Source organism: Methanoculleus marisnigri JR1, assembly GCF_000015825.1.
Lineage (GTDB): Archaea > Halobacteriota > Methanomicrobia > Methanomicrobiales > Methanoculleaceae > Methanoculleus > Methanoculleus marisnigri.
Window position 1 is genome coordinate 1,900,064 of record NC_009051.1, and the last position, 22,712, is coordinate 1,922,775.

The 22,712-nt window shown below is 63.0% G+C and carries 24 protein-coding genes; 12 read left to right on the top strand and 12 right to left on the bottom strand.

Features of this window, described 5'->3' with window-relative positions; translation table 11 throughout:
- Both MEMAR_RS09390 and MEMAR_RS12500 read right to left on the bottom strand, forming a co-directional pair.
- Positions 1 to 489, bottom strand: coding sequence for a TspO/MBR family protein (locus tag MEMAR_RS09390; protein WP_011844740.1), 489 nt, complete (start codon positions 487 to 489; stop codon positions 1 to 3).
- Between the two features lie 106 nt (positions 490 to 595).
- Positions 596 to 2,575 (bottom strand): hybrid sensor histidine kinase/response regulator, encoded by a 1,980-nt coding sequence (locus MEMAR_RS12500; RefSeq protein ID WP_011844741.1) that lies wholly within the window; start codon positions 2,573 to 2,575, stop codon positions 596 to 598.
- A 467-nt stretch (positions 2,576 to 3,042) separates the two neighbouring features.
- Here MEMAR_RS12500 and MEMAR_RS13170 point away from each other — a divergent pair, with 467 nt between their 5' ends.
- The gene (locus tag MEMAR_RS13170; RefSeq protein ID WP_187147918.1) at positions 3,043 to 5,745 is read left to right on the top strand and encodes a PKD domain-containing protein; all 2,703 of its coding nucleotides are present in this window, start codon (positions 3,043 to 3,045) and stop codon (positions 5,743 to 5,745) included.
- A 112-nt stretch (positions 5,746 to 5,857) separates the two neighbouring features.
- Positions 5,858 to 6,409: a cache domain-containing protein gene (locus MEMAR_RS09415; protein WP_011844743.1), complete on the top strand. Its 552-nt coding sequence runs from the start codon at positions 5,858 to 5,860 to the stop codon at positions 6,407 to 6,409.
- Positions 6,410 to 6,460: 51 nt separating this feature from the next.
- On the opposite strand, the gene MEMAR_RS09420 is transcribed toward MEMAR_RS09415, so the two are convergent.
- The 6 genes from MEMAR_RS09420 to nifS are packed head-to-tail and all read right to left on the bottom strand — an operon-like array spanning position 6,461 to position 9,922.
- Positions 6,461 to 6,739 (bottom strand): DUF1894 domain-containing protein, encoded by a 279-nt coding sequence (locus MEMAR_RS09420; protein WP_011844744.1) that lies wholly within the window; start codon positions 6,737 to 6,739, stop codon positions 6,461 to 6,463.
- On the bottom strand, positions 6,718 to 7,191 hold the full coding sequence (locus tag MEMAR_RS09425; RefSeq protein ID WP_011844745.1) for a DUF1890 domain-containing protein: 474 nt from the start codon (positions 7,189 to 7,191) through the stop codon (positions 6,718 to 6,720). Before MEMAR_RS09425 ends, MEMAR_RS09420 begins: the two co-directional genes overlap by 22 nt.
- Entirely contained in the window at positions 7,188 to 7,937 is a 750-nt protein-coding gene (gene fdhD / locus MEMAR_RS09430) for a formate dehydrogenase accessory sulfurtransferase FdhD (RefSeq protein WP_011844746.1), read from the bottom strand. The genes MEMAR_RS09425 and fdhD overlap by 4 nt, the downstream gene beginning before the upstream one ends.
- Complete coding sequence (gene cutA, locus MEMAR_RS09435; protein WP_011844747.1) at positions 7,937 to 8,254, bottom strand: divalent-cation tolerance protein CutA; 318 nt, start codon at positions 8,252 to 8,254, stop codon at positions 7,937 to 7,939. Before cutA ends, fdhD begins: the two co-directional genes overlap by 1 nt.
- Positions 8,255 to 8,279: 25 nt before the next feature.
- Entirely contained in the window at positions 8,280 to 8,723 is a 444-nt protein-coding gene (locus tag MEMAR_RS09440; protein WP_011844748.1) for an iron-sulfur cluster scaffold-like protein, read from the bottom strand.
- Positions 8,723 to 9,922 (bottom strand): cysteine desulfurase NifS, encoded by a 1,200-nt coding sequence (nifS, locus tag MEMAR_RS09445; protein ID WP_011844749.1) that lies wholly within the window; start codon positions 9,920 to 9,922, stop codon positions 8,723 to 8,725. The genes MEMAR_RS09440 and nifS overlap by 1 nt, the downstream gene beginning before the upstream one ends.
- A gap of 104 nt (positions 9,923 to 10,026) precedes the next feature.
- Here nifS and MEMAR_RS09450 point away from each other — a divergent pair, with 104 nt between their 5' ends.
- The 5 genes from MEMAR_RS09450 to MEMAR_RS09470 all read left to right on the top strand — a co-directional run bounded on the left by MEMAR_RS09450 (position 10,027) and on the right by MEMAR_RS09470 (position 15,543).
- Entirely contained in the window at positions 10,027 to 11,175 is a 1,149-nt protein-coding gene (locus MEMAR_RS09450) for an LL-diaminopimelate aminotransferase (protein ID WP_011844750.1), read from the top strand.
- The gene (gene lysA, locus MEMAR_RS09455) at positions 11,172 to 12,464 is read left to right on the top strand and encodes a diaminopimelate decarboxylase (RefSeq protein WP_011844751.1); all 1,293 of its coding nucleotides are present in this window, start codon (positions 11,172 to 11,174) and stop codon (positions 12,462 to 12,464) included. The genes MEMAR_RS09450 and lysA overlap by 4 nt, the downstream gene beginning before the upstream one ends.
- A 16-nt stretch (positions 12,465 to 12,480) precedes the next feature.
- A complete protein-coding gene (locus MEMAR_RS09460) occupies positions 12,481 to 13,770 on the top strand; it encodes a nucleotide-binding protein (RefSeq protein ID WP_011844752.1) in 1,290 nt (429 codons plus the stop codon).
- A gap of 100 nt (positions 13,771 to 13,870) precedes the next feature.
- Positions 13,871 to 14,845 carry a DNA repair and recombination protein RadA gene (radA, locus tag MEMAR_RS09465; RefSeq protein ID WP_011844753.1) on the top strand — a complete coding sequence of 325 codons (975 nt, stop codon included), beginning with the start codon at positions 13,871 to 13,873 and terminating at the stop codon, positions 14,843 to 14,845.
- Positions 14,839 to 15,543 (top strand): phosphoglycolate phosphatase, encoded by a 705-nt coding sequence (locus tag MEMAR_RS09470; protein ID WP_011844754.1) that lies wholly within the window; start codon positions 14,839 to 14,841, stop codon positions 15,541 to 15,543. Before radA ends, MEMAR_RS09470 begins: the two co-directional genes overlap by 7 nt.
- Here MEMAR_RS09470 and MEMAR_RS09475 read toward each other — a convergent pair.
- From MEMAR_RS09475 to MEMAR_RS09485, 3 genes are all read right to left on the bottom strand, one after another.
- On the bottom strand, positions 15,525 to 15,776 hold the full coding sequence (locus MEMAR_RS09475) for a PRC-barrel domain-containing protein (protein ID WP_011844755.1): 252 nt from the start codon (positions 15,774 to 15,776) through the stop codon (positions 15,525 to 15,527). The two genes, MEMAR_RS09470 and MEMAR_RS09475, sit on opposite strands and share 19 nt — an antisense overlap.
- Before the next feature lie 240 nt (positions 15,777 to 16,016).
- Positions 16,017 to 16,226, bottom strand: coding sequence for a histone family protein (locus MEMAR_RS09480; protein ID WP_011844756.1), 210 nt, complete (start codon positions 16,224 to 16,226; stop codon positions 16,017 to 16,019).
- Between the two features lie 143 nt (positions 16,227 to 16,369).
- Positions 16,370 to 17,251, bottom strand: coding sequence for a CBS domain-containing protein (locus tag MEMAR_RS09485; protein WP_011844757.1), 882 nt, complete (start codon positions 17,249 to 17,251; stop codon positions 16,370 to 16,372).
- A 48-nt stretch (positions 17,252 to 17,299) separates the two neighbouring features.
- Here MEMAR_RS09485 and MEMAR_RS09490 point away from each other — a divergent pair, with 48 nt between their 5' ends.
- Complete coding sequence (locus tag MEMAR_RS09490) at positions 17,300 to 18,280, top strand: NOG1 family protein (protein WP_011844758.1); 981 nt, start codon at positions 17,300 to 17,302, stop codon at positions 18,278 to 18,280.
- Here MEMAR_RS09490 and MEMAR_RS09495 read toward each other — a convergent pair.
- Positions 18,219 to 19,124 carry a presenilin family intramembrane aspartyl protease PSH gene (locus MEMAR_RS09495; protein ID WP_011844759.1) on the bottom strand — a complete coding sequence of 302 codons (906 nt, stop codon included), beginning with the start codon at positions 19,122 to 19,124 and terminating at the stop codon, positions 18,219 to 18,221. The genes MEMAR_RS09490 and MEMAR_RS09495 overlap by 62 nt on opposite strands.
- A 57-nt stretch (positions 19,125 to 19,181) precedes the next feature.
- Here MEMAR_RS09495 and MEMAR_RS09500 point away from each other — a divergent pair, with 57 nt between their 5' ends.
- From MEMAR_RS09500 to MEMAR_RS09515, 4 genes are all read left to right on the top strand, one after another.
- Positions 19,182 to 19,496: a hypothetical protein gene (locus MEMAR_RS09500; RefSeq protein WP_011844760.1), complete on the top strand. Its 315-nt coding sequence runs from the start codon at positions 19,182 to 19,184 to the stop codon at positions 19,494 to 19,496.
- A gap of 48 nt (positions 19,497 to 19,544) precedes the next feature.
- Positions 19,545 to 20,546, top strand: a complete 1,002-nt coding sequence (gene fen, locus MEMAR_RS09505) for a flap endonuclease-1 (RefSeq protein WP_011844761.1) — start codon at positions 19,545 to 19,547, stop codon at positions 20,544 to 20,546.
- 386 nt (positions 20,547 to 20,932) lie between these two features.
- A complete protein-coding gene (locus MEMAR_RS09510; RefSeq protein WP_011844762.1) occupies positions 20,933 to 22,432 on the top strand; it encodes a DUF2193 domain-containing protein in 1,500 nt (499 codons plus the stop codon).
- An 11-nt stretch (positions 22,433 to 22,443) separates the two neighbouring features.
- A complete protein-coding gene (locus MEMAR_RS09515; protein ID WP_011844763.1) occupies positions 22,444 to 22,653 on the top strand; it encodes a DUF2180 family protein in 210 nt (69 codons plus the stop codon).
- The last annotated feature ends 59 nt before the right edge of the window (positions 22,654 to 22,712 follow it).

The following is a 22,712-nucleotide window of genomic DNA, read 5'->3' on the forward strand; positions in this document are numbered from 1 at the left end:
CTACGGGTTGAGGATGTAGATACCGTAGTTGAGGTAAGCCGCGAAACTCACCCAGAGGAGATACGGGACGAGCAGAATCGCCGCGGGCACCGAGACCCGGTCGAAAGCGACTATCGTCATGAGGATTGCAACCCAGAGAAGCAGGATCACCATGAACGCGAAGAACGGCGCCTGCATCCCGAAGAAGACGAACGACCAGAGGACGTTTAAGACCAGTTGGACGCCGAAGATCGCCGTCGCGATGTGCACGTTCTTATTCTTCGCCCATCCCTTGCTCCAGACGATATAGAGCGCGATGCCCATGAGGATGTAGAGCACCGTCCAGGCGGGACCGAAGACCCATGAAGGGGGACTCAACTCAGGCTTTGCAAGACCGGCATACCAGGTGGGGATCGCCGACATCGTGAAGATCGAGCCGATCAGTCCGGCCGCGAGACTAACCCCTATCGCCACGATGAACTGGATGATTCGGACGTAGGCTGGTGTCACGTTGGGAAATGATGTTTCCCACACTATTAAGCCTTTTGATCCGCGCAGCAATCGTCAGCCGGCGATCCGACGGAAGGCCGACGTTGTGCCGCTCTCAAAACGGAATTTAGTCGCACTCCTCTCCGTCCAGAGAATCGTCATCCTCGTCTTCGCCGGCGGAGAGAACCTCATGGAGGGTGAACCTGAATGCCGTACCGAGATCCGGGCGTCCTTCCACCCGATCTTCTACCCGGATGGCGCCGCCGTAGCGTTCGACCAGGGCGCGGACGATGAAGAGGTCGAGGCCGTCGCCGTATCCCCCGACCCATCCCCGCTCGAACCGGTGGAAGATCGATTCCTTCATGGGATCAGGTATGCCCGGCCCGGTATCCTCGACCGAGACCAGCACGCTCTCGCCGTCGTAATCCTCCACCCGGATGGCTATCCTGACATCCTGGCCGCCGAACTTGACGGCGTTCCGGATAAGGTTCGTGAAGACCTCGGGGAGAAGGTCGTCCGCCCAGACCCGGGCAAGGGTGCCCCCTGCAAACTCGATCGCGACGTCCGGGAAGGCGGCGACCTCCTCCCTGATGACGGCGTCGAGGTCGACCGGCCCGGCGTCGGGCGAGTCGTGATGGATGCGGCGGATCGTGGTGACGTTGCCGAGGATCTCCGCGCTCCGATGAATGCTGCTCCGGATCTTCCTCGCGTAGAGCGCGGCCTCACCTTCCAGGATCTCGAGGAGGAGATCGGTATAGAGGTTCGAGACGTTCTCGGCGTTCTTGATATCGTGCGTCATGATGTCGAGGTAGAGGTTCGCCTCCCGGTTGGCGGCCTCGAGTTTCTTATGCAGCATCCCTTTCAGGATCCCCGACCCGATCTCCTGCCCTATCGTCTCGAGGAGCTCCCTCTCATCCCGGGAGAAGGATGTTTTCGTTCTGCTGCCGGCATATACCGCACCGACGACGACCGACTCCGCGACGAGGGGGATGCAGGCGAGCGCGGAGACCTCGAGTTCCCGGAGTATGCTCGCCTCGATGGTGTTGAGGTCGGCCTGCTGCTCGATGTAGCGGGGCTGGCCGGCGATGAAGATGAAGTTGAACGGCCAGTGGTGAACCTTGATCAGGCGGTTCCGGGTCAGGGCCGATTCGGGCATCCCCTTCTGGTGCTGCAGCAGTGCCCGTTTCCGCTCGGAATCGAGCATATAGACGACACCGACGTCGAGCCTCATCAGTTCGAGCGTTTTTTCGAGAGACTCCTCCAGGAGCCCGGCGAGAGAGAGGGAGGCGGCCGTGACGCCGATCACCTGGTTGAGCACCATGAGGTGCTCGTTCCGGACCCGGAGTTCCTCCTCGGCGCGTTTGCGCTCGGTGATATCCATGACACCGGCAATCGAGCCCCGGAACCTACCGGACTCGTCGGTGACCGGCGACGTGACCACGAGCGCGTGGACGCACCCGCCGTCGCCGTGGAGGAGATCCAGTTCGAACTCCAGTCTCTCTTCGGTCTCCCGGCAGAACGGATTCTTCGAAGCGGTTCCCTCCGGACCGGGGGCATCGAAGAACCCGGCGACCGGCGATCCGACCAGGCGTTCCGCGGAGCAGCCGAGGATCTCCTCCATCGCCGGGTTCGCGAAGGTGATGAGGCCGGCCTCGTCCACGGCGAGGACGCCTTCGTTGAGGTTCTCGACCAGTCTGCGGTACATCGTCTCCGAGTTCCGGAGCGCGGCCTCCACCTGTTTGCGTTCGAGCGCGTACCGGATCGCCCGGCAGAGCAGTTCCGCGTCGGTCTTCCCCTTCACCAGGTAATCCTGCGCGCCGTTCTGCATCGCACGGAGCGCGGCGGGGTCTTCTCCCGCCGCGGTGAGCACGATGACCGGGACGTCGGGGGCCACCCCTCGCAGGCGGTCGAATACCGCCGCCCCCCGTCCGCCCGCGAGATCGAGGTCGAGGAGCACGACGTCGATTCCACCCCCCGATACCGCGGCAAGCCCGTTCTCGGAGCGCTCGCAACGGATCAACTCAACGTCGCGCCCGCACTCGCGAAGCATCTCTCCGAGATTGCCGGGACTTATCCCGATCAACAGCACGCGTAAGGGTTCGCTCATGGTCTCACTCGCATCCAGGGCCCGACACCTGCCTGTATCGGCGTAAACGCAGGTGTTCCGGCCGCCAACGGCTCGCCGCGCGGGCTGCTCGCCGATCCCCTCGCGGGGGTCTGACCGCACGCGGCCGGGTTCTCACTACTGTAGTACGGTTCTCCGGGAATTTATATCTCGTTCTTTGGGCCCGGACGTCGCACCGGGTCAGGGGCTCCCGGGACGGTGGTGTCATGTGCGGCAGCAGAACCCGGTGCTCTTCCGGGACTACGATTGATCCGGTGAGATATGGAAAACACTCATTCTTTTTCGATCCAAACCCGGCGTGAAACAGAGATCGCACGCCAGGTACAATCCCATAAACCCGATCTATTTAAAGGAAATACGGCCAAATCTCCAGTAAAGAAACCGAATGCTTATAGATTCTTACTCGCTTATAATATTATATGGGGAATCCTCCTAACAGCATTCCAGTGATGACGCTGTGCCTGGTCGCTGCAACCCTGCTGCTGATCGGCACCGCAAGCGCTGCCGCACCTGACGCGGCGTTCAGCAGCAACACAATTTCCGGACCAGCGCCCCTGACTGTACAGTTCACCGATAACTCGGCCGGCGGCCCGGACGGGTGGGCGTGGTTCTTCGGCGACGAGACGTATAACGGGACGTGGACGGCGGTGAACACGAGCGCCGGGTGGTCGGCAAGAGGGGGGCACACCAGCGTCGTGATGCCGAACGGGAGCATCATACTCATGGGCGGAATTGACGGCGGCTCAAGGAACGACGTGTGGCTATCAACGGATAACGGTGCAACCTGGGAAAATATCACGCCGCACGACCCCAATGACATATGGTCAGGACGATACGGCCATGCGGCGGTCGCGGTCAATGATACCATCGTTCTCATGGGCGGCATGAACGTCATGGGCGACGAGTACACCTTAAAAAACGATGTGTGGCAGTCGCGCGATTACGGCGCGACATGGACATGCGTGAACACGAGTCCCGGGTGGTTGGCAAGATACGCTCACACCAGCGTCGCGATGCCGGATGGAAGCATCGTACTCATGAGTGGTACCACCGGTTCCGGCCTGAAAGACGTCTGGAAGTCGCCTAGTAGTGGCAGAACCTGGGAGCGGATGACCGACATCACCGACAGCGCAGAGTGGCCAGGAGAAGGCCCCACCAGCGTCGTACTGCCGGACGGGAGCATCGTAATCATGGGCGGGGCGGGCAGCTCGGGCAGGGTATGGAAGTCGACCGACGGCGGGGCCATATGGACGGAGTTGTCCAACCCCGGGGAGGGGTACTCAAGATACTCTCACACCAGCGTCGCGATGCCGGACGGGAGCATCGTAATCATGGGCGGCTGGTACCTCGGCCTGAAAAACGACGTCTGGCGGTCGACCGACAACGGCACGACATGGACGCAGGTGACCGAGCACGCCGAGTGGTCGCCAAGGCTGGGCCACACCTCCGTCGCGATGCCGGACGGGAGCATCGTAATCATGGGCGGGGATGGCAGCACGAGCGACGTCTGGCGCCTTGAAACCGCAGGATCAAACGCCCGGAACCCATCGCACACCTATACCACCCCGGGCACCTACACGGTAACGCTGCAGGCATACAACGACGACGGTTACAACGTCACGCGACAGGTCATCACGGTCACGGCTGCGGTCGCCCCGACGGCAAACTTCACCGCCAACCGGACTTCCGGCACCGCGCCGCTCGCCGTGCAGTTCAATGACACCTCGACAGGAGGACCGACTTCGTGGGCCTGGGACTTCGGCGACGGCGAAACCTCGACCGATCAGAACGCCACCCACACCTACGCCGCCGCCGGAAACTACACCGTCAGCCTGAATGCCACCAACGCAGCAGGAAGCAACACGCACACCGAGACCGACTACATCACGGCCTCCGCTGTACCGGTTCCGCCAGTGGCAAACTTCACCGGCACGCCGACCTCCGGCACCGCGCCGCTCGCCGTGCAGTTCAACGACACCTCGACAGGAGGACCGACCTCGTGGACCTGGGACTTCGGTGACGGTGAAACCTCGACCGATCAGAACGCCACGCACACCTACGCCGCCGCCGGAACCTACACCGTCAGCCTGACGGCCACCAACGCAGTAGGAAGCGACACGCACACCGAGACCGACTACATCACGGTCTCCGCCGCACCGGTTCTTCCGGTGGCAAACTTCACCGGCACGCCGACCTCCGGCACCGCGCCGCTCGCCGTACAGTTCAACGACACCTCGACCGGCGGCCCGACCGCCTGGAACTGGTCGTTCGGTGACGGCACGTGGCACAACACCACGGACGTAGCAGAGAGGAACGCCACGTACACCTACGCCGCCGCCGGAACCTACACCGTCAACCTGACGGTCGATAACGCGGACGGAACCGACATGCTCTCCCGGGCCGGCTACATCACGGTCACGGGCTCAACCCCAACCGTAACCCCAACTGTAACCCCAACCGTAACCCCAACCGTAACCCCAACCGTAACCCCAACCAGCAGGCCGGTCTACAGCGGCGGTGGCGGCGGCGGTTCGACGGGCGGGCCGGACGGCTATAACGTGGGCGGCGACTCCGCCGTGAGCAAGGTCGCCGTCGCCGGCACCGGGCTCAAGACGTTCATCATCACCGGCTGGAAGCAGTCCTCCCCGGGAACCGGGATTCCCCCTGCACCGGGCACCCCATACCAGTACGTCGACCTGGTGCCGGCCCGGTTCGAGGAGATCACCGGGGCGAACATCACCTTCTCCGTCCCGCAGACGTGGCTCGATGAGCACGGATTTGCCCCTGAAGATATCGTGCTCTACCACTACAACGGCACGGCATGGGAAGCCCTCCCGACGACGGTCAAGGGTACCGCCGGGACGGCAGTCACCTTCACCGCAATGACCCCCGGATTCTCCCTCTTTGCGATCACCGGGATAGAGCAGGCCGGTGGGGTGACGACCCCGACGGCGACAACGCCGCCGGCGACGGCAGAACCCACCGCGACAGAGACCGCGGCCGCACCGGCCGGCGGGCCGGCACCCGAGTTCCCGCTCGGAACGGTCGCCCTTGTCGCCGGGGTGATCCTGGTGCTCGCCGGGGCCGGCTACCTGGTTCGCCGCTGGTGGATCATACGGCAGAACCCGGCGCTCTTCCAGAAATACGATTGACTCCGGGATCGATGAGACGGGGCAGATCGCCCCCATATTTTTGTAAAGGGATTCCCAGGAGTCTCTATCATGCAATAGACTATTTTATGAGAAGGAAAACCGAATCAATGGCATGAGAATCTCGTCCACCTCATTCCTGTGCGTCTGCATCCTCGGCCTGCTCCTCATGGCCGCCGGATGCACGCAGAGCAAGCCGGATAGCAACGCCTCGACGCCGGGAAGCCCCGAACCCAACTACACCTCCAATGAAACGCTCGCCGCCTTCGTCGAGAGCGCGGTCGATTACGCGAAAGCCAACGGCAAAGAAAAGGCCCTCGCCGAGTTTTCCGACCCGAACGGGTCGTTCGTCAGGGGTGAACTCTACATCTATGCCTACGACTTCAACAACGTCGCCCTCGCCCACCCGTTCGACCCCGACAAGATCGGCGTGAACCGGATGGACGAGCTCGACGCCTTCGGCAACCCCTACACCCGGCAGTTCATCGACGCGGCGGAGAACGGCTCCGGGTTCGTCCGGTTCTACTACGTCAACCCCGCACACAACCGGACGGTCGAATCAAAACTGGGATACGTGATGAAGGTGGACGAGGACTGGTGGCTCGGCTCCGGAATCTACACGGGGCCGGCAGAGCAGGTCACGGAAAACAGCCAGACACAGAGTTAATATTCCCGACAACACCCGCCGCTTTTGCGTGCCCCGATAAATGAGAAAGGATTATTTCCCCTTCCGCGCCCGCAGCCGTGCGATCTCCTCGCCGCCGGCGACCTTCACCACGAACGTCCCGTGGCAGGGCTTGGTGTAGGGGAAGATCAGGTTCTCTCCCTCGATGCCGACATAGAGCGGCGGCACACCGATGATATGGACATCATGGATTTTGTAGCCCGGTTCGACCTCGTGGTACTCCCGGACGTTCTTCTTGATATACTCCCGCGCCTCCTTAAAAGACGACTGCGAGAGAATGACCTCGGGTTTCAGCGCTTCGAGACAGCCCATTGCATCACCTCGTCGAGTTTGCGCTTCAGCGGCATGGGGTTGTGGACGGCCTTCGCCGCGACGACCTCGCAGGGGAACTCGATCTCACCGGCGAGTTCCTCCGCGTGCTCCCCGAAGAGGAGGGCATACACCCGTGCCTTCGATATGTAGGCCATCGTCCCGGCATACGCGACTCCCGAGTCGTTGTGGATGAAGACGAAGCAGAGGTCGAAGTCCCGCTGCTTCCCCGTGATCTCGTCGATCGCCGCGTCGAGATCGGTCATCTCCGAAACGTAGTGCCGGTCCGGGTCGGCCACCTCCATCAGTTTACGGGCCGCCTGTGTCCCGGCAATCACCGGCCGGATGCCCTGCTCCTTCAGGCCGTGGACCAGGTAGAGCGCCATGCTCGTCTGGACGGGCACCTGCGGGCACCCGAGCAGGATCAGCGCGGTCTTCTCGTTGTTCTCGGTCATCGTTTTGTCTTCTCCAGTTGCTCAAGGACTTCGGGCACCCGCTCCGGGTGCGTGTAGATGGTGAACCGCTCCCCCCGCGAGAAGCCGACCAGCGTGAGACCCGCGCGCTCCGCCGTGAGGATGCCCCGGTCGGTCGTGGCGGCGCGGGAGACGACGATCGGGATCCCCGCGTTCGCCGCCTTCGCCACCATCCCCGCCGGCTGCCGGCCCGTGCACCCGAGGATGCACCTCGACCGGTCGAGCCCCTTTAAGGCCGCATGGCCCACGACCTTGTCGACGGTGTTGTGCCTCCCCACATCGCACGCCCGGGTGACGAGTTCGCCGTCGCAGAAGAGAACCGAGCAGTGGACGCCGCCGGTCCTCCGCCAGGTGTCGGACTCGATCGCCGCCGTGACCGCACGGATGCCGTCCGCCGTGATCGTGATCGACGACGCGACCGATCCCGGCTCGCCGAGCACGCGGGAACCGCCGGACGACTCCGTCTCGAGCCGGATCTCCTTTTTCACCGGTGCGGTGATGTGGACGTCCTTCCCGGCAACCTCCACCGACTCGACCGAGTCCGCCAGCCCCTCGCAGACGACGAACCCTGCCCCGAGGTCGTCCAGGCGGTCGGGGCTTGCCACGAGCGCCGTGAGGAACTCGCCGTTCAAAAAGAGCCGGACGTGGTCCTCGACGATGATGTCGTCGTGAACCTCGCGTGCACCGTCACCCGTCATCTGGATGCCGGCGCGGCAGACGATCTCCATCAGGCCGTCTCCTCCCGGACCCAGTCGAGATACGGCGCGTAGCCGCCGACGATGGGAAGGGCGATGATCTCGGGGGTCTCGTAACTGTGCAGCTCCCGGATCCGCTCGATGAGCGGCTCGAGCAGGCGGTGCTGCGTCTTCGCGACGAGGAGCCGCTCGGCCTCGTTCTCGACCGTGCCCTTCCACCGGAAGCAGGAGTGCACGTCGACGACGTTCACGCAGGCGGCGAGGCGTGCATCAACGAGCGCTCTTGCAAGGGCTTCCGCTTCGCCGGCGGGGGCCGTGCAGAAGACCACGGCGAATTCCGGGAGAACCATGGTTTACCTTTCGTAGCGCCCGTATTTAATCGTTCCCGGGGCAGGAATCGCAGCCGCCCTCCCCGGAGCAGCAGCAGCCCGACCCCCTCTCCAGGGGCTCGAGCCCCCGGCGGGTTCGGAAGTCGTCGATCGCGGCCCGGATAGCGTCGCGGGCGAGGAGCGAGCAGTGCACCTTCGGTTCCGGGAGGCCGCCGAGAGCGTCCACCACATCGGTGTTCGAGAGGTTCCATGCCTCGGCGATGGTCATCCCCAGGATCATCCGGGTAGCCATCGAACTCGAGGCGATCGCCGCCGCACACCCGAAGGTCTGGAACCGGGCGTCAACGATCCGGTCGCCCTCGACCTTGAGGTAGATCTTCATGATATCCCCGCAGGTCGGGCTCCCCGCCTCGCCGACGGCGTCGGCGTCGGCCAGTTCGCCCACGTTCTCGGGGTTCGTGAACTCTTCGATTACTTTCTCCGTATACATCACTCGGCCTCCGGCATCCGGGTGCGGGCAGGCGTCAGCGGCGATATCCGCCGCAGCCGCCCGATCACCTCCGGCAGCACTTCAAGGACATAATCGACGTCGTCTTCCGTGTTCGCATCGCCGAGCGTCAGCCGGAGCGAACCGTGCGCCTCCTCGTGGGAGAGGCCGGTCGCAAGCAGGACGTGTGACGGTTCCGACGACCCCGAAGAGCAGGCGCTCCCCGTGGATGCGCAGATCCCGCGGCCGTCGAGCAGCAGCAGGATCGACTCCCCCTCGACGTAGCGGAAACTGAAGTTCGCGTTGTTCGGGAGGCGTTCCAGCGGGTGGCCGTTTAAGCGGGAGTCCGGGATGGAGCCGAGGATACCACGGATCAGTCGGTCCCGCATCGTGGCGATCCGGCGGTTGTGCCCCTCGATATCGGCGGTCGCAAGTTCGATCGCCCTCCCGAGCCCGACAATGCCGGGGACGTTCTCGGTTCCGGCCCGCCTTCCTCGCTCCTGTGCGCCGCCGTGGATCAGGGTCTCGACCCGGGTCCCCTGCCGGATATAGAGTGCCCCCGTCCCCTTCGGGCCGTAGAACTTGTGCCCGGAGAGCGAGAGGAGATCGATATTCATCCGCTCTACGTCGATCGGCACCGCCCCGATCGCCTGGACGGCGTCGGTATGGAAGAGGACGCCGTGATCGTGCGCGACCCGCCCGATCTCCGCGACCGGCTGGACTGTCCCGATCTCGTTGTTCGCGGTCATCACCGAGACGAGGATGGTCTCATCCGTGATCGCCGCTTCGACCGCCACCGGGTCGACCCTCCCGAACTCGTCGACGGGGAGATAGGTGACGGAGAATCCCTGCCGCTCCAGCCACTCGCAGGTGTGAAGGACCGCGTGGTGCTCGATTGCGGAGGTGACGATGTGGTTGCCGCGCTCCCGGTTCGCGAAAGCGACCCCCTTGATCGCCCAGTTGTCGGCCTCCGTCCCGCCGGAGGTGAAGAAGATCTCGCCGGTGCTCGCGGCGACGGCCGTCGCCACCTGTCCCCGCGCCGTCTCAACGCCGCTCCGGGATTCCCCAGAATACCGGTAGAGGGACGAGGGGTTGCCGAAATGCTCCGAGAGGTACGGGGCCATCGCCGCAACGACCTCGGGCTTCATGAAGGTCGTCGCCGCATGATCCATATAGAGGGTGCGCTCTACCTGATCGTTCATGTCCGGTAGATCGTAGGAGCCGGAAGCGTATCAGCGTTACCGGTCCGGAACCCTTCCCACCACGAGTAAGAAATTAAATAGGGTTCCATGCGCAATATCTGATAATGTATTCGAGACGCATGGATCACCTTCCCCCCTACCTTTTTGCACGCATTGACGAGATGAAAGAGGAGAAGCAGCGTCAGGGTGTCGACGTCATCGACCTCGGGGTCGGCGACCCGGATCTTCCCACCCCGCCGCACATCGTGGAGGCGCTCTGCGACGCGGCCAGGAACCCGAAGAACCACCACTACCCCTCCTACACCGGCATGCTCGCCTACCGCGAGGCGGTGGCCGACTGGTACCGGACCCGGTTCGGGGTCGACCTCGACGCGAAAAAGGAGACCCTCGCGCTCATCGGCTCGAAAGAAGGCATCGCGCACATCGCCGAGGCCTTCGTCAACCCCGGGGAGGTCGTCCTCGCCGCCGACCCGGGTTACCCGGTCTACAAGACCTCCACGCTCTTTGCCGAGGGCAAAGTCCACGAGATGCCCATCCGCGCCGAGAACGACTTCCTCCCGGTGCTCGAGGATATCCCTGCCGACGTCGTGAAGCAGGCGAAGTTGATCTTCATCAACTACCCGAACAACCCCACAGCCGCAATAGCGCCCCTCTCGTTCTTCGAGGAAGTCGTCGAGTTTGCGCGGGAGCACGAGATCGTCGTCGTCCACGACAACGCCTACTCTGAGATCACCTTCGACGGCTACCGGGCGCCCTCGTTCCTCGAGGCCGACGGCGCGATGGAGGTCGGGGTCGAGATGCACTCGCTCTCGAAGACCTACAACATGACCGGGTGGCGGATCGGGATGGCCTGCGGAAACCCGGAGATCGTCGCAGGGCTCGGCCGGGTCAAGACCAACGTCGACTCGGGCGCGTTCAACGCCATCCAGCACGCCGCGATCACCGCGCTCACCGGCCCGCAGGACTGCATCTCGGAGGCCTGCTCGGTCTACCGGGAACGCCGGGACGTGCTCGTGAAAGGGCTTTCCGAGATCGGGCTCGACGTCACGGCGCCGAAGGCCACCTTCTACGTCTGGGCACCGGTCGACGACAGCATGGCGTTTGCCGCACAGCTCCTCGACAAAGCCGGGATCGTCGCGACCCCGGGCATCGGGTTCGGCAAGAACGGCGAAGGATTCATCCGGTTCGCGATCACCCGGTCGATCGAGCGGATCAACGAGGCCGTAGAGCGGATGCGGGGGATTGACCTGTGATCCTCCCCTCGCACCTCACGGTCAGGGACGGCCATCTCCGGATCGGCGAGCACGACACGGTGGATCTCGCGGAACGGTTCGGCACCCCGCTTTACGTCACCGACGAGATGCGGATCCGCGGGAACTTCCAGAGGCTTTCGGGCGCGCTCACCGCCCACTACCCCAAAATCCGTGTCCTCTACGCCGCGAAGGCAAACGGCAACCTGGCGATCTTTAAGACGCTCGCATCACAGGGCGCCGGGGCCGACGTCTTCTCTGCGGGAGAGGTCGCGCTCGCCCTCGCCGCCGGGATGCTTCCTTCGTCGCTCCTCTTCAACGGGAGCTCGAAGACCCCCGCCGACCTCGCCCTCGCGGTCGAGAAGGGCATCCGGGTCTCGGTGGACTCACCAGACGAACTCCGGCAGCTCGACCGCGCGGCGGGAGCGGCGGGAACAACCGTCGAGATCGCGTTCAGGGTCAACCCGGCAATCGAGGTCCCCACCCACCCGAAGATCGCGACGGGGCTTGCGACGAGCAAGTTCGGTATTCCCGCAGGGCAGATCCTGGATGCCTACAGGGAAGCGCTCGCGCTCGAGCACGTAAAACCGGTCGGGATCCACTGCCACATCGGCTCGCAGATCCTCGACGTGGAGCCCTTCGCCCACGAGGTTGAGGTGCTGATCGACGTCGCCCGCGATCTCCTCGATATCGGGGTCAACCTCTCGTTCATCGATATCGGGGGCGGCCTCGGCATCCCCTACCACCGGGAGACCGATCGCGCCCCGACGCCGGAGGAGTACGCGGAAGCGGTCATGCCGGTCTTCCTTCGCGGCATCAAAGAACTCGGGATCGAGCCCGAACTCTGGGTCGAGCCGGGCCGGTGGCTCATCGGCGACTCGACGGTCCTCTTGACAAGGGTCAACTCCGTCAAGACCGCCCATAAGACCTTCGCGAACGTCGACGCCGGGTTCAACCTTCTCGTCCGGCCGACGATGTACGATTCTTACCACGAGGTCGTGGCGGCGAACAGGGCCGACGCGCCCGCCGTGCGGGAGTACTCCGTCACGGGGCCGATCTGCGAGACCGGCGACATCCTCGCGAAAGACCGGATGCTCCCCGAACTCGAGGCAGGCGATCTCATCGCGGTGCTGGACGCCGGGGCCTACGGGTTTGCGATGTCGTCGCAGTACAACAGCCGGCCCCGCTGCGCCGAGGTGCTCCTCGCGGGCGAGAAGGCGGCGCTGATGCGCCGGGCCGAGACGATCGACGACCTGACCGCCCCCATGGTGACGGTGCCCTGGCAGGAGTAAGAGCGGAGCCGCAGCCGTGAAGTTCCACTACCTCCTGGTCGACGACCTTCTCGAGAAGGGAGAGTTCGAGCGGCGGGTGGAGGGGAAGGTGGCAGAGTCGGGAGACCTCCTCGACGAACGGACTGCCGCGATGCTGGTCGTCAAAGACCTGGGGCGCTCGCACATCCGGATACGCGACCTTGCGGCCGCCCCGAGCCTCGCGTGCTTCTTTGCGAAGGTGCTCGCCGTCGAGGAGCCCCGGGAGTTCGAGCGGCCCGACGGCACGCCCGGCCTTGTCGCGAACGTGACGGTGGGCGACGAAACCGGCAGGGCCCGGCTGACCCTCTGGGACGAGAAGGCCGCTGGCGTCTCCGAGATCGAGGCGGGCGACGTGCTCGAGATCCTCGGCCGGCCGAAGGGCAAAGGAAAGGTCCCCGACGTCACCGCCGTCGCCGTCCAGGAGGCGGCATGCGAGATCTCCTGTGATGAGGGGAGAGACGCTTCGGCTCCCGGACCGGCGGGCGATCTCGAGGTCCGGCTGATCTCGATCGAGAGCCCACGGGCGTTCGTCCGCCGCGACGGAACACCCGGCGAGATGGTCGAAGCGGTGATCGGGAACGAAGACGGCGTATTCCGGCTCGTCGCCTGGGCACCGGCCGTCCTTCTCGGGGTGGAACCGGGAGAGAACGTCGTCATCCGCGGGGCGGTTGCACGCGAAAACGACCGGGGGGTCGAGTACAGTCTCGGCGAATCCGCGTCCGTCGTGCACTCCGACGGTGAGATCGACCTCCCCATGAACACCGTCGCCGGTATCGAGGAAGGCGGGACCTACTCGCTTGCCGGAACGGTTCTCTCCGTCCAGCCCCCGCACTCGTTCACCACGCGGAACGGGCGGCAGTCCTCGGTCAGGAACCTGGTCATCGCCGATCCGACCGGCGAGATCCCGGTCGTCGTCTGGGGCGAGAAGGCGGACGAACATCTGGTGCCCGGCGACCGGATCGAGGTCTACAACGCGACCGCACGGCGGGGCCGGTACGGCGATCTCGAGGTGCACCTCTCGTGGGGGAGCGCCCTCGTTCTCCTCGCACAGGAGGAGAAGGAGGTGGAGGTCGAAGGGACGATCATCGCCACCCGGGAGGGGATCGCTCTTGATACCGGTGATGCCTGCTACCTCCTCGACGAGCCGCTGCCCATCGGATCTCGTGTGCGCGCCCGGGGCCGGGTGCATAGGGGCGTGATCTGTCTGAGCGATATCGAGGCAGTAATGCCCGATCAAAAGGATCTGCAGCGCCGCCTGGATCGGTTCGCCGAAGAACCCCGATCCTGATCTTCACTTTCACCCCGCACGGCAAGCGACCTTTATGTCTCCGGCTAGAGATTCTAGTGTACCATACAGAAACACACCTAGAGATCAAGTGAGGATTGAGATGTCAGAGATTGATCTTGAAGATTTACCCGGCGTCGGAGCGACCACTGCCGAAAAGCTCCGCGAAGCCGGATACGGGACCGTCGAGAGCGTTGCGACGGCCACCACGTCGGATCTCGCCGAGGCGGCGGAGATCGGCGAGGCCACCGCAAAGAAAGTGATTCTCGCCGCCCGGAAGATGGCGGATATCGGGGGGTTCAAGACCGGCCGCGATATCCTCGATAAGAGGAAAGATATCAAGAAGCTCAGGACGCTGGTCCCCGAGTTCGACGAGCTGGTCGGCGGCGGCCTCGAGACGCAGGCGATCACGGAGGTCTACGGCGAGTTCGGGTCCGGCAAGAGCCAGCTCGTCCACCAGATGGCCGTCAACGCCCAGCTCCCCGAAGAACTCGGCGGGCTCGGCGGGGGGGTCATCTACGTCGATACCGAGAACACCTTCCGGCCTGAGCGGATCGAGCAGATGCTGAACGGCCTCCCCGAAGAGGCGGAGATCGGAGAGATCGAGGAGGTCCTCGAACGGATTCACGTCGCGCGGGCGCACAGTTCCGACCACCAGATGCTGCTCCTCGAGACGGCACGGGAACTCGCAAACGACCTGCGGACCTCCGATTACCCGGTCAGGCTCTTCGTCATCGACTCGTTGACGTCGCTCTTCCGCTCGGAGTACGCGGGACGGGGCACCCTTGCTCCCCGGCAGCAGAAACTGAACCGCCACATGCACGACCTCCTGAAACTGATCGACGACCACAACGCCGTCGGCCTCGTGACCAACCAGGTGATGTCGAACCCCGGCATCCTCTTCGGCGACCCCACGAAACCGATCGGCGGCAACATCGTCGGTCACACCGCAACCTTCCGGCTCTATCTCAGGAAGAGCAAGGGCGGCAAGAGGGTCGCCCGCCTGGTGGACAGCCCGAACCTCCCCGAGGGCGAGGCGGCGTTCATGGTCGAGCAGGCAGGGCTCAAACCGTGCTGAAGACGCTCGTAACGGACGTCGACGGCACCATCACCGACCGGCGGCGGCGGATCAACACCGCTGCCGTCGAGACCATCCGGACGCTCGTCGACGCCGGGATAGAGGTGGTGCTCGCAAGCGGCAACACCGTCTGCTTCATGGACGGGCTCTGCAAGATGGTCGGGACGGACGGGACAATCATCGGCGAGAACGGCGGCGTCTACCGGAGGGGGTTTTCAGGCACCCTCCGCATCCCCGGCGACCAGGAGGTCTGCCGGGAAGCCTTCAAGGTGCTCAACGACTATTTTGCCGGAAAAGGCGTCGAACTCGAACTCTACAGTGCGCAGTACCGGTTCGCCGACGTTGCCTTCGCCCGGAACATCGACCCCGATGAGGCAAGAGCGATCATCCGCGACCACGGCCTCCCCGTCCGGGTGCTCGATACCGGGTTTGCAATCCACCTTCAGACCCCCGGCGTGAGCAAAGGGACGGCGCTCGTGGAACTTGCCCGTGAGATGGGGCTTTCCCCCTCCGAGATGATGGCCGTCGGAGACTCCGAAAACGATATCGAGATGCTCGAGGCTGCCGGCATCGGCGTCGCTGTGCGAAATGCCCCGGTACGGACCCTGTCGGCGGCGGACTGGGTCTCCGAAGAAGGTTACGGGGACGGATTCGTGGAAGCGGTAAAAAAGTATTATCCCTATCTCTTCAGCAGGTAGCGGTCGACGACGACGTAATCTTTTATGTCCTTCACCGCCTCGAACGGCACGAGCATCTTGTCTCCGTCCGTCCTGTAGCCGTCGGTCTTGAACGTCTCGTCCGGTTTGACGAGCAGGTCGGCTACCTGCCCCGTGTTGAGGTCGACGATGATATTCTTGATGGTCCCGATGAGCATGCCATCGTTACTCATCACTTTCTTCTTGGCAAGGGAGCGGCAGAAAGTTTTGCTCATACAAAACCGTGGGGCGTTTGTACTATTTAAATCTTCTAAAGTCTATAAAATCGCGGGGAAAGGGCATTACAGATTATTGCCGAACGTGCATGCACCGCCGCTGCCCGTAGCGGAAGAGACCACGGTGTAGAGGCCTCCCTCACCTGAGAATTGCATACCGGATCCCCCCGCACCCAACCGGCGTCAGTGCGGTCTTCCCGGAGGTACGAGTATAGCCTGGAGAAAAAGAGATTTTTAGGGTTACTTCACGGTTTCGGCCGCCATCCGGACATCGGTTGCCTTGACCGTCTTCCTGCCTGCGTGGCCCGCCAGCTTGATCGCCTCTTTCGCGATCCGTGACGCATACTGCTCCATCAATTTTGCGAGCTCTTCATTCGCATCGGAACTCACACGTTCCGCGCCGGACTTCTTTACAATTCTGCCAACAGGTGCCAGTGGTATATCAGTCATGATCCATTTCCCCCTTTTCATTGAGTTCTGTGAAATGCACTCACACACAGAACTCGTTTTACAGAAGCACCATAGGTATTCTCATATAAATACTTATCTGTCATCAGAGGGGTTGAAGCACGAAATTTCGAACGGGGAGGGGATCAAAGTGAGGGAAAGACCCGAATAATATCGGTCTGGGTAACGATCCCGACGGGCTTGCCGTCCTCGACCACAATCAACCTCCCGATCTCCCGTTCCTTGAACCGGCCCACGAGTTCGTAGAGCCGGATCGTTGACGGCGCTTCCACCACATCGGCGGTCATGACCCCTGCGACGGGCGCATCCAGGGTCAGGCCCTCATCCAGGCCGCGGACGATATCGCTCAGCGTTACGATGCCCGCAAGGTCGCCGCCGTCCTTCAGCACCGGCGCGCCGTGGATATGATGGGCATTGAAGAGGCGGACGGCATCGCGCAGGGTGGCGGTGAGCGGCAGGGTCAGAAGCGGGGTGCTCATATAGTGCTTGATAGGCTGTTTGGGGAGGGATATCATCTCGGAGACGCTGATAAGAAGCGCCTGCAGGTTCTCGTCCATCCCGAAGACCTCGCCGCGGACGAGAAGTTTATTCACCGGCGTGGGTCCGATCGAGACCATATCCCCGACGCGGAAGAGCTTCACGCTCCCGATGATCCTGACCATCGCCTGGCACAGGTCGGGGTGGCAGAGGGTGGTGAACCCGAGTTCCCTGACGCGGACACCCTTCACCCTCTCGCCGTCGCGGAAGATCGGCACCTCGGACTGGTGCTCGAGATCCCCGAGATTCAGTTCCCTGTACGCACCTGCGGTCGGGCTGTACCCTCCTTTGGGGCCGGGAACGCCGTCGACCAGCCCGAGGGCCTTCAAGGCCTGCATCTGGTTGCGGACGGTGCCGGGGTTGCGCTTCAGCACCTCCGCGATCTCCTCACCTTTTATAGAGTGGGAAGACTGATGGTATAGGGTAATCAGAGTTATCAGGATATCCTTCTGAATCGGAGAGAGCTCCATAATTATCAGTCATTATACGTTGTTTAAATACATTAGGTTGTGCGTAACGTGGAATTCGAAACCATCCCGACCGTTCCTACGGCGGACGAAGTGCTCGACCGCAGTCTTCGCAGGGCGGCAGCCAAGAAGAAGCTGAAGACCAACGTCGATACCGCGAACGAGGAGTTCGTGAGAGCGGTCGCGAAAGCCATCCACGACAAATTAAAGAGTGTGGTCAGCTCGTTTCCGAGCTTCGAGCGCCTCTCGCCCTTTTACCAGGAGGCGGCCGACATCCTCGTCTCGCTCGACCGGCTGAAACGATCCCTCGGCGCCGTCAACTGGGCGGCCGACCAGATCTGGGTCATCGGCTCCGGTTACGCCCGCAGCATGCGATCCGGAGTAGACACACCCCCAAAACGGCGGCAGGCCGTCGCCCGCATAGCCTCCATCGTTCACCAGGTGGAAGACGATCTCGTATACTTAAACGAGGCCCGGAACATCCTGCGGAAACTCCCGCACGTGAACGACGACGACTTCACCGTGGTGGTTGCGGGATTCCCAAATGTAGGGAAATCCTCATTTATCCGGCTTGTCTCCACGGCGGAACCCGAGATCGCCGCCTACCCGTTCACCACCAAGGGGATCGTCGTCGGCCACCGCGAGATCGGCAAGCGCGACCGGATCCAGTTCATCGACACACCCGGGGTTCTTGAGCGCCCGGCGGACGAGAGGAACCCCATCGAGCGGCAGGCGGTCAGCGCCATCATCAACACGGCCGACGTCGTCCTCTTCATCCTGGACGCAAGCGAACACTGCGGCTACTCGCTCGACGACCAGAACCGGCTCCTTGAGGAGGTACACCGGCTCGTCGACGTGCCGGTGGTGACGGTCGCAAACAAGTCGGATATCCGGGGGATCGAGGGCTACCCGGCGATGTCCACCCTCACCGGCGAAGGGGTGGGGGCGGTGCTGGACCTCCTGCTCGCGTTCAGAAAGGAAGCCACGAAAACGAACCTGCGAGAGCCGCCCCAACCAGAAACCCAAGAATAGCCCCGCCGTTTAAGGGGGGGAGACCCGCCTGGGGGTTGCCCTTGTTGACAAAGTAGAGGAGCACCGCAAGGCCGACGAGCGACCCCACCATCGCGCCGAGTGTCGGGGCGGAGAGGGTCCAGAGGACTGCGGGCGCATCCACGAAGACGTGCGACGACGCGACAAGGATCGAGGGCATGATGAGATCGCCCATACCCATGACGAACGCGCCGCGCTCCTCCCCCTCACTGATGTTGAGCCCCTCTTTCCTGAACGAGTAGTCCGCTCTCTTCGGAACCACGACCATTATGGGCGCCTTCGTCTCGAGGACGCCTTCGGCCAGCGTGATCATGTGTTTCGTCCGGTAGACCGATATGGCGTCGTAGACCGCGAGCAGCACGAGCAGCACGAGCACCGGCAGGACGGCGAGGGATATCCCGAAGATGGAGGCAACCCCGGCGGATATCAGCACGCCGAGGATATCGATGACGTACCATTCCGGGTAGAGGTAGAGGAGCGCAGTCACCGCAACGGCACCGATGAGCGTCCCCGCCGCCGCGGCGGTGGTGGGCCCGAGCGCGAGGAGAGAGAGCGCACCGAATATGTAGAGGAACGTCATGAAGAGGGCAAACCCGATGAACGCAGCGATAAAACGCCGACCCCCCGTCCGGAGCAGGACGAGCAGGACCAGGGTGAAGGCGAGCAGCATCCCTATAAATATCAGGGGATTCGCCACCGATTCGGGATCTTCAAACGCAACAAGCCCCGCCGCCTGCATCGGCATGACGAGGACGATAGCGATGATCTGGACGAACAAAAGCATCAGGGGCATTCCAAGAAGAGGCAGCCAGTCGCGTATCTGCATCACAAAACTCCACTCATTATAGGTAGGTTAATTAATGCATCCTCATCACTTTAAATTATGGAGATTCGCGAACTCATCGGCGATATCGTTCTCACCATCGTGATGGTGGTCTCCACCGTCGTGCTGGTGATGCGGTTCTGGCAGGACCTGATCATAGCGGCGGCTGCGACGTTCATGATGCTCTCCCTCGGAGGACTGCTCATCTCTCTCGGTATGAAGATTGTGAGCCTCGAGCAGAGCGTCGTGCAGCGGGAGCGCACCATGCGCGTGAACATGGAGGAGATGGGAAAGACGATGACCGCCAGATACGACAACACCGTAAGCCACATGGAGGAGATCGTCGACGGCCTCTCCCGGCGGATGTACCGGTGAACCGGATCGCCATCTTAATGGCATATCCCCCTCTCATGATCAGGTAGCATGGGCGTTGCTATCCGAGACATCCTGGCAGACTGTAAAGAAACGTTGACGTGGGACGATCTATCCGGCATCGCCGCATTGGACGCTCATAACGCACTTTACCAGTTCCTTTCCATCATCCGGCAGCCGGACGGCACACCGCTGATGAACGGTGCGGGCCGGATCACCTCGCACCTCTCCGGCATCCTCTTTCGGACGGTGAACTTCCTGGAAAAGGGCATCCGCCCGGTCTTTGTCTTCGACGGGAAGCCCCCGGAGTTCAAGCAGGAGACGATCAACGAGCGGCGCGAACATCGCGCCCGGGCCGACGAGGCCTGGAAGACGGCGCTCCGGGAAGGCGATATGGAGGAGGCCTACAAGCAGGCGAGCGCATCCGCCCGTATCGACAGCCACACCATCGCATCGTCCCGCGAACTCCTCGACCTGCTCGGCATCCCCTGGGTGCAGGCGCCGAGCGAGGGCGAAGCGCAGGCGGCTTACATGGCGCGGCAGGGGAAGGTCACCTACGCGGTCTCCCAGGACTACGACTCGCTTCTCTTCGGGTCCCCGGTGCTGGTCCGGAACCTCACCGTCAGCGGGCGGCGAAAGACCAGGGGACGGACGATCACGGTGAACCCCGAGAGGATCGTCCTCTCCTCCTTCCTCGACCGTCTCGGCGTCACGAGAGAGCAGCTCGTCAAGATCGGCATCCTGGTGGGCACGGACTTCAACCCGGGGATCCGGGGCGTCGGCGGCAAGACGGCCTTGAAGATCGTGCGGAACGGCGAGTTCGAGTCCGTGATCGCCGAGAAGCAGCCCGACTTCAACCCCGCCCCCATACGCGACTTCTTCCTCAACCCGCCGGTCACCGACGACTACACCCTCGAGTGGAGGACGCCGGACGTCGAGGGCGTCGTGGAGATGCTCTGTGGCCGCTACGACTTCTCCGAAGAGCGCGTCAGGAGCGCTCTCGCCAAGGTCTCGGTGAAGGCGACCCAGAAGACGCTGGATGCCTGGTTCTGACCGCCGAAACGGCGAGCGCCCAAAATAGTCGACGTGAGTTGTCCGAGAAGCAAAAAAACGCTTATTTTTCATCGGATACAGGCTCCGGCGAACGACACAAGAGATATATGTGAGGACGACCCATCAGACCGATTGAAGACTCCTTACCGGGATTTCAAGGCATGATGGAGGGTGCACGAGCCGGACAACGGGCATCGTATCCCCGATCGCCGTCCTCCCGGCTCTCCGAGCCCCTTCCCGGGCCGCCATAGCCAAACCATCCGCATTCTCCATCGCTCAGAGTAGCTCCGCCAGATCCGGAGGTTCCGCAGGGACCGCCGTAAGAATCGCTTTCTCGAACATGCTGTCCGAAGAACCGGGCGGCAGGAACTATACAGGTGATCGATATGAGAGAACTCTACGAGAAGATGATCAACGAGGCCATGACCGCCCAGCGGGCGGACGTGGAGATGGTAAAAGCAAAACGCGGCCAGAAGTTCGTCCTCGCGGACACGAAACCCTACGTCGATGCCGTCCGGAAAATGACGGCGATCGGCGACCAGAGCCGGGCGGTCATCGACCTCCACAAGAACTCGGTGATCTCGCATGCCGAGGTCCTGCAAAGCCTCACGACGACCGTCCGCCCCGAAGACGATCCCTTCGTCGAGCATTACCAGACACCCGTGGTGCTCGAGATCCTCAAAAGCCAGGACGAGGCGTTCGCAAAGAGCGTCGACGCCTTCACGGAGGCAATCGCGGCTGCCGAGGCCAGGATCGGCCTTGAAGCGGTGCGGCGCTACGGCGGGTTCTACGGCCCCACCTGTGTCGTCGACTTCGCGCTGATCCCGGGCAGCACGAGCAACGTGGTGAACCGGGTGCTCCAGAAGACCGATATCCCGGTCGAACACAAGCAGGCGATCCTCGCCGCCAAATCGTGGGGGATGAACACCTCCTACGGGTTCGGGGACACCTTCGCCCACGCCCTCGAGGAAGGGGCCACCCCCGGCGAGGCGACGGCGAAAGAGGTCGAGATCATGCAGAGGATCTACCGCAACCCGATCGAGGCCCAGGCGGAACTGATGGATGCGGCGGGGATGACGTCCTTTGACGCGCGGAAGTACATGAGCGAGTACCGGCGGCGGATGGAGCCGACGGTTCGCGCCGCCGTCGACGACGGCGTCCACTACGCGAACATCCTGACTGTTCCCGCCTACAGCGTCGGCGACGTCGCGCACCACATCGCTCAGTCGACCTTCAACATGTGCAAGGACGACGTCGTCATGGCGATCATCGAGGCGGTTACGGAGGTGATGGAGTCGTCGCTTAAGAACTCGCTCGACGCCTACAAGAGTTACTGGGACGTCCTCTCGCTCGCGACCGGTGCATCCGCCGCCGCCACCGAGTACATCCTCGAACTCGACGCGCTCAACGCACCCATGGTCGTCGACCTCCTCACGAAGAGGTTCCACAACTACGTCCTCGCCTACCCGGCCCGGGGAGCCGCTGCGGAACTCCACAACTGCGACTTCATGGACATGATCTACCGCGGCTGGAAACTCATCGACAAGGCACGGAAGGGCCGGAACGGCGCCGACGAGACCCTGACCCCGATGGTCGGCAAGTACCCCGTCGACCTCTCACCCATCCACGCAAACGAGGTGCTGATGAACCCGCAATGGTACGCCTACCCGGCCTGCGCCATAACCGTCCGGTTCTCCGCCCTGATGCGCCTTGCCGACTACCCGTGTCTCCTGACGAGCGAGCCCGTGACCGCGACGATGATGACGAACGTCATCGCTCTCGAGAAGGCGACGCCCGCCGCTCCGGTTCGGGCCTGCAAGAACTGCGCCACGACGAGCCTTGTCGACCAGAGGCAGCACTACTGCCAGTGGAAAGAGGCGGTCTAGAGGGAGGGATCATGAAGTGCTACTACTGCGCCCTTGAGGGGAAGGATAGCGAGGCGGTGGCGATCTGCATCGTCTGCGGGATGGGGCTCTGCATGGAGCACGCGATCAGAAAGGACGTCGACGTCTGGGAGGGCGGCTACCCGCTCCCCAGCAAGCGTGTGAAGGCTCCGCTGCCGCGGATCCTCTGTCCCGCGTGCTATACGGCCCTGTACCAGAAGTAGGGCACTCCAGATGCCCTCTTTTGGGCAAAGCCTCGTCTGCACACAAAGAAATTACCTTA

Excerpts from the sequence above, each read along its gene's own strand:
- MEMAR_RS09515 (WP_011844763.1), top strand. The coding sequence starts at position 22,444 with ATGAAGTGCTACTACTGCGCCCTTGAGGGGAAGGATAGCGAGGCGGTG.
- MEMAR_RS09450 (WP_011844750.1), top strand. The coding sequence starts at position 10,027 with ATGTATTCGAGACGCATGGATCACCTTCCCCCCTACCTTTTTGCACGC.
- nifS (WP_011844749.1), bottom strand. The coding sequence starts at position 9,922 with ATGAACGATCAGGTAGAGCGCACCCTCTATATGGATCATGCGGCGACG.
- MEMAR_RS12500 (WP_011844741.1), bottom strand. The coding sequence starts at position 2,575 with ATGAGCGAACCCTTACGCGTGCTGTTGATCGGGATAAGTCCCGGCAAT.
- MEMAR_RS09425 (WP_011844745.1), bottom strand. The coding sequence starts at position 7,191 with ATGACCGAGAACAACGAGAAGACCGCGCTGATCCTGCTCGGGTGCCCG.
- cutA (WP_011844747.1), bottom strand. The coding sequence starts at position 8,254 with ATGGTTCTCCCGGAATTCGCCGTGGTCTTCTGCACGGCCCCCGCCGGC.
- radA (WP_011844753.1), top strand. The coding sequence starts at position 13,871 with ATGTCAGAGATTGATCTTGAAGATTTACCCGGCGTCGGAGCGACCACT.
- MEMAR_RS09480 (WP_011844756.1), bottom strand. The coding sequence starts at position 16,226 with ATGACTGATATACCACTGGCACCTGTTGGCAGAATTGTAAAGAAGTCC.
- MEMAR_RS09475 (WP_011844755.1), bottom strand. The coding sequence starts at position 15,776 with ATGAGCAAAACTTTCTGCCGCTCCCTTGCCAAGAAGAAAGTGATGAGT.
- MEMAR_RS09420 (WP_011844744.1), bottom strand. The coding sequence starts at position 6,739 with ATGGGCTGTCTCGAAGCGCTGAAACCCGAGGTCATTCTCTCGCAGTCG.
- MEMAR_RS13170 (WP_187147918.1), top strand. The coding sequence starts at position 3,043 with ATGACGCTGTGCCTGGTCGCTGCAACCCTGCTGCTGATCGGCACCGCA.
- fen (WP_011844761.1), top strand. The coding sequence starts at position 19,545 with ATGGGCGTTGCTATCCGAGACATCCTGGCAGACTGTAAAGAAACGTTG.
- MEMAR_RS09495 (WP_011844759.1), bottom strand. The coding sequence starts at position 19,124 with ATGCAGATACGCGACTGGCTGCCTCTTCTTGGAATGCCCCTGATGCTT.
- MEMAR_RS09510 (WP_011844762.1), top strand. The coding sequence starts at position 20,933 with ATGAGAGAACTCTACGAGAAGATGATCAACGAGGCCATGACCGCCCAG.
- MEMAR_RS09415 (WP_011844743.1), top strand. The coding sequence starts at position 5,858 with ATGAGAATCTCGTCCACCTCATTCCTGTGCGTCTGCATCCTCGGCCTG.
- MEMAR_RS09440 (WP_011844748.1), bottom strand. The coding sequence starts at position 8,723 with ATGTATACGGAGAAAGTAATCGAAGAGTTCACGAACCCCGAGAACGTG.
- fdhD (WP_011844746.1), bottom strand. The coding sequence starts at position 7,937 with ATGGAGATCGTCTGCCGCGCCGGCATCCAGATGACGGGTGACGGTGCA.
- MEMAR_RS09485 (WP_011844757.1), bottom strand. The coding sequence starts at position 17,251 with ATGGAGCTCTCTCCGATTCAGAAGGATATCCTGATAACTCTGATTACC.
- MEMAR_RS09500 (WP_011844760.1), top strand. The coding sequence starts at position 19,182 with ATGGAGATTCGCGAACTCATCGGCGATATCGTTCTCACCATCGTGATG.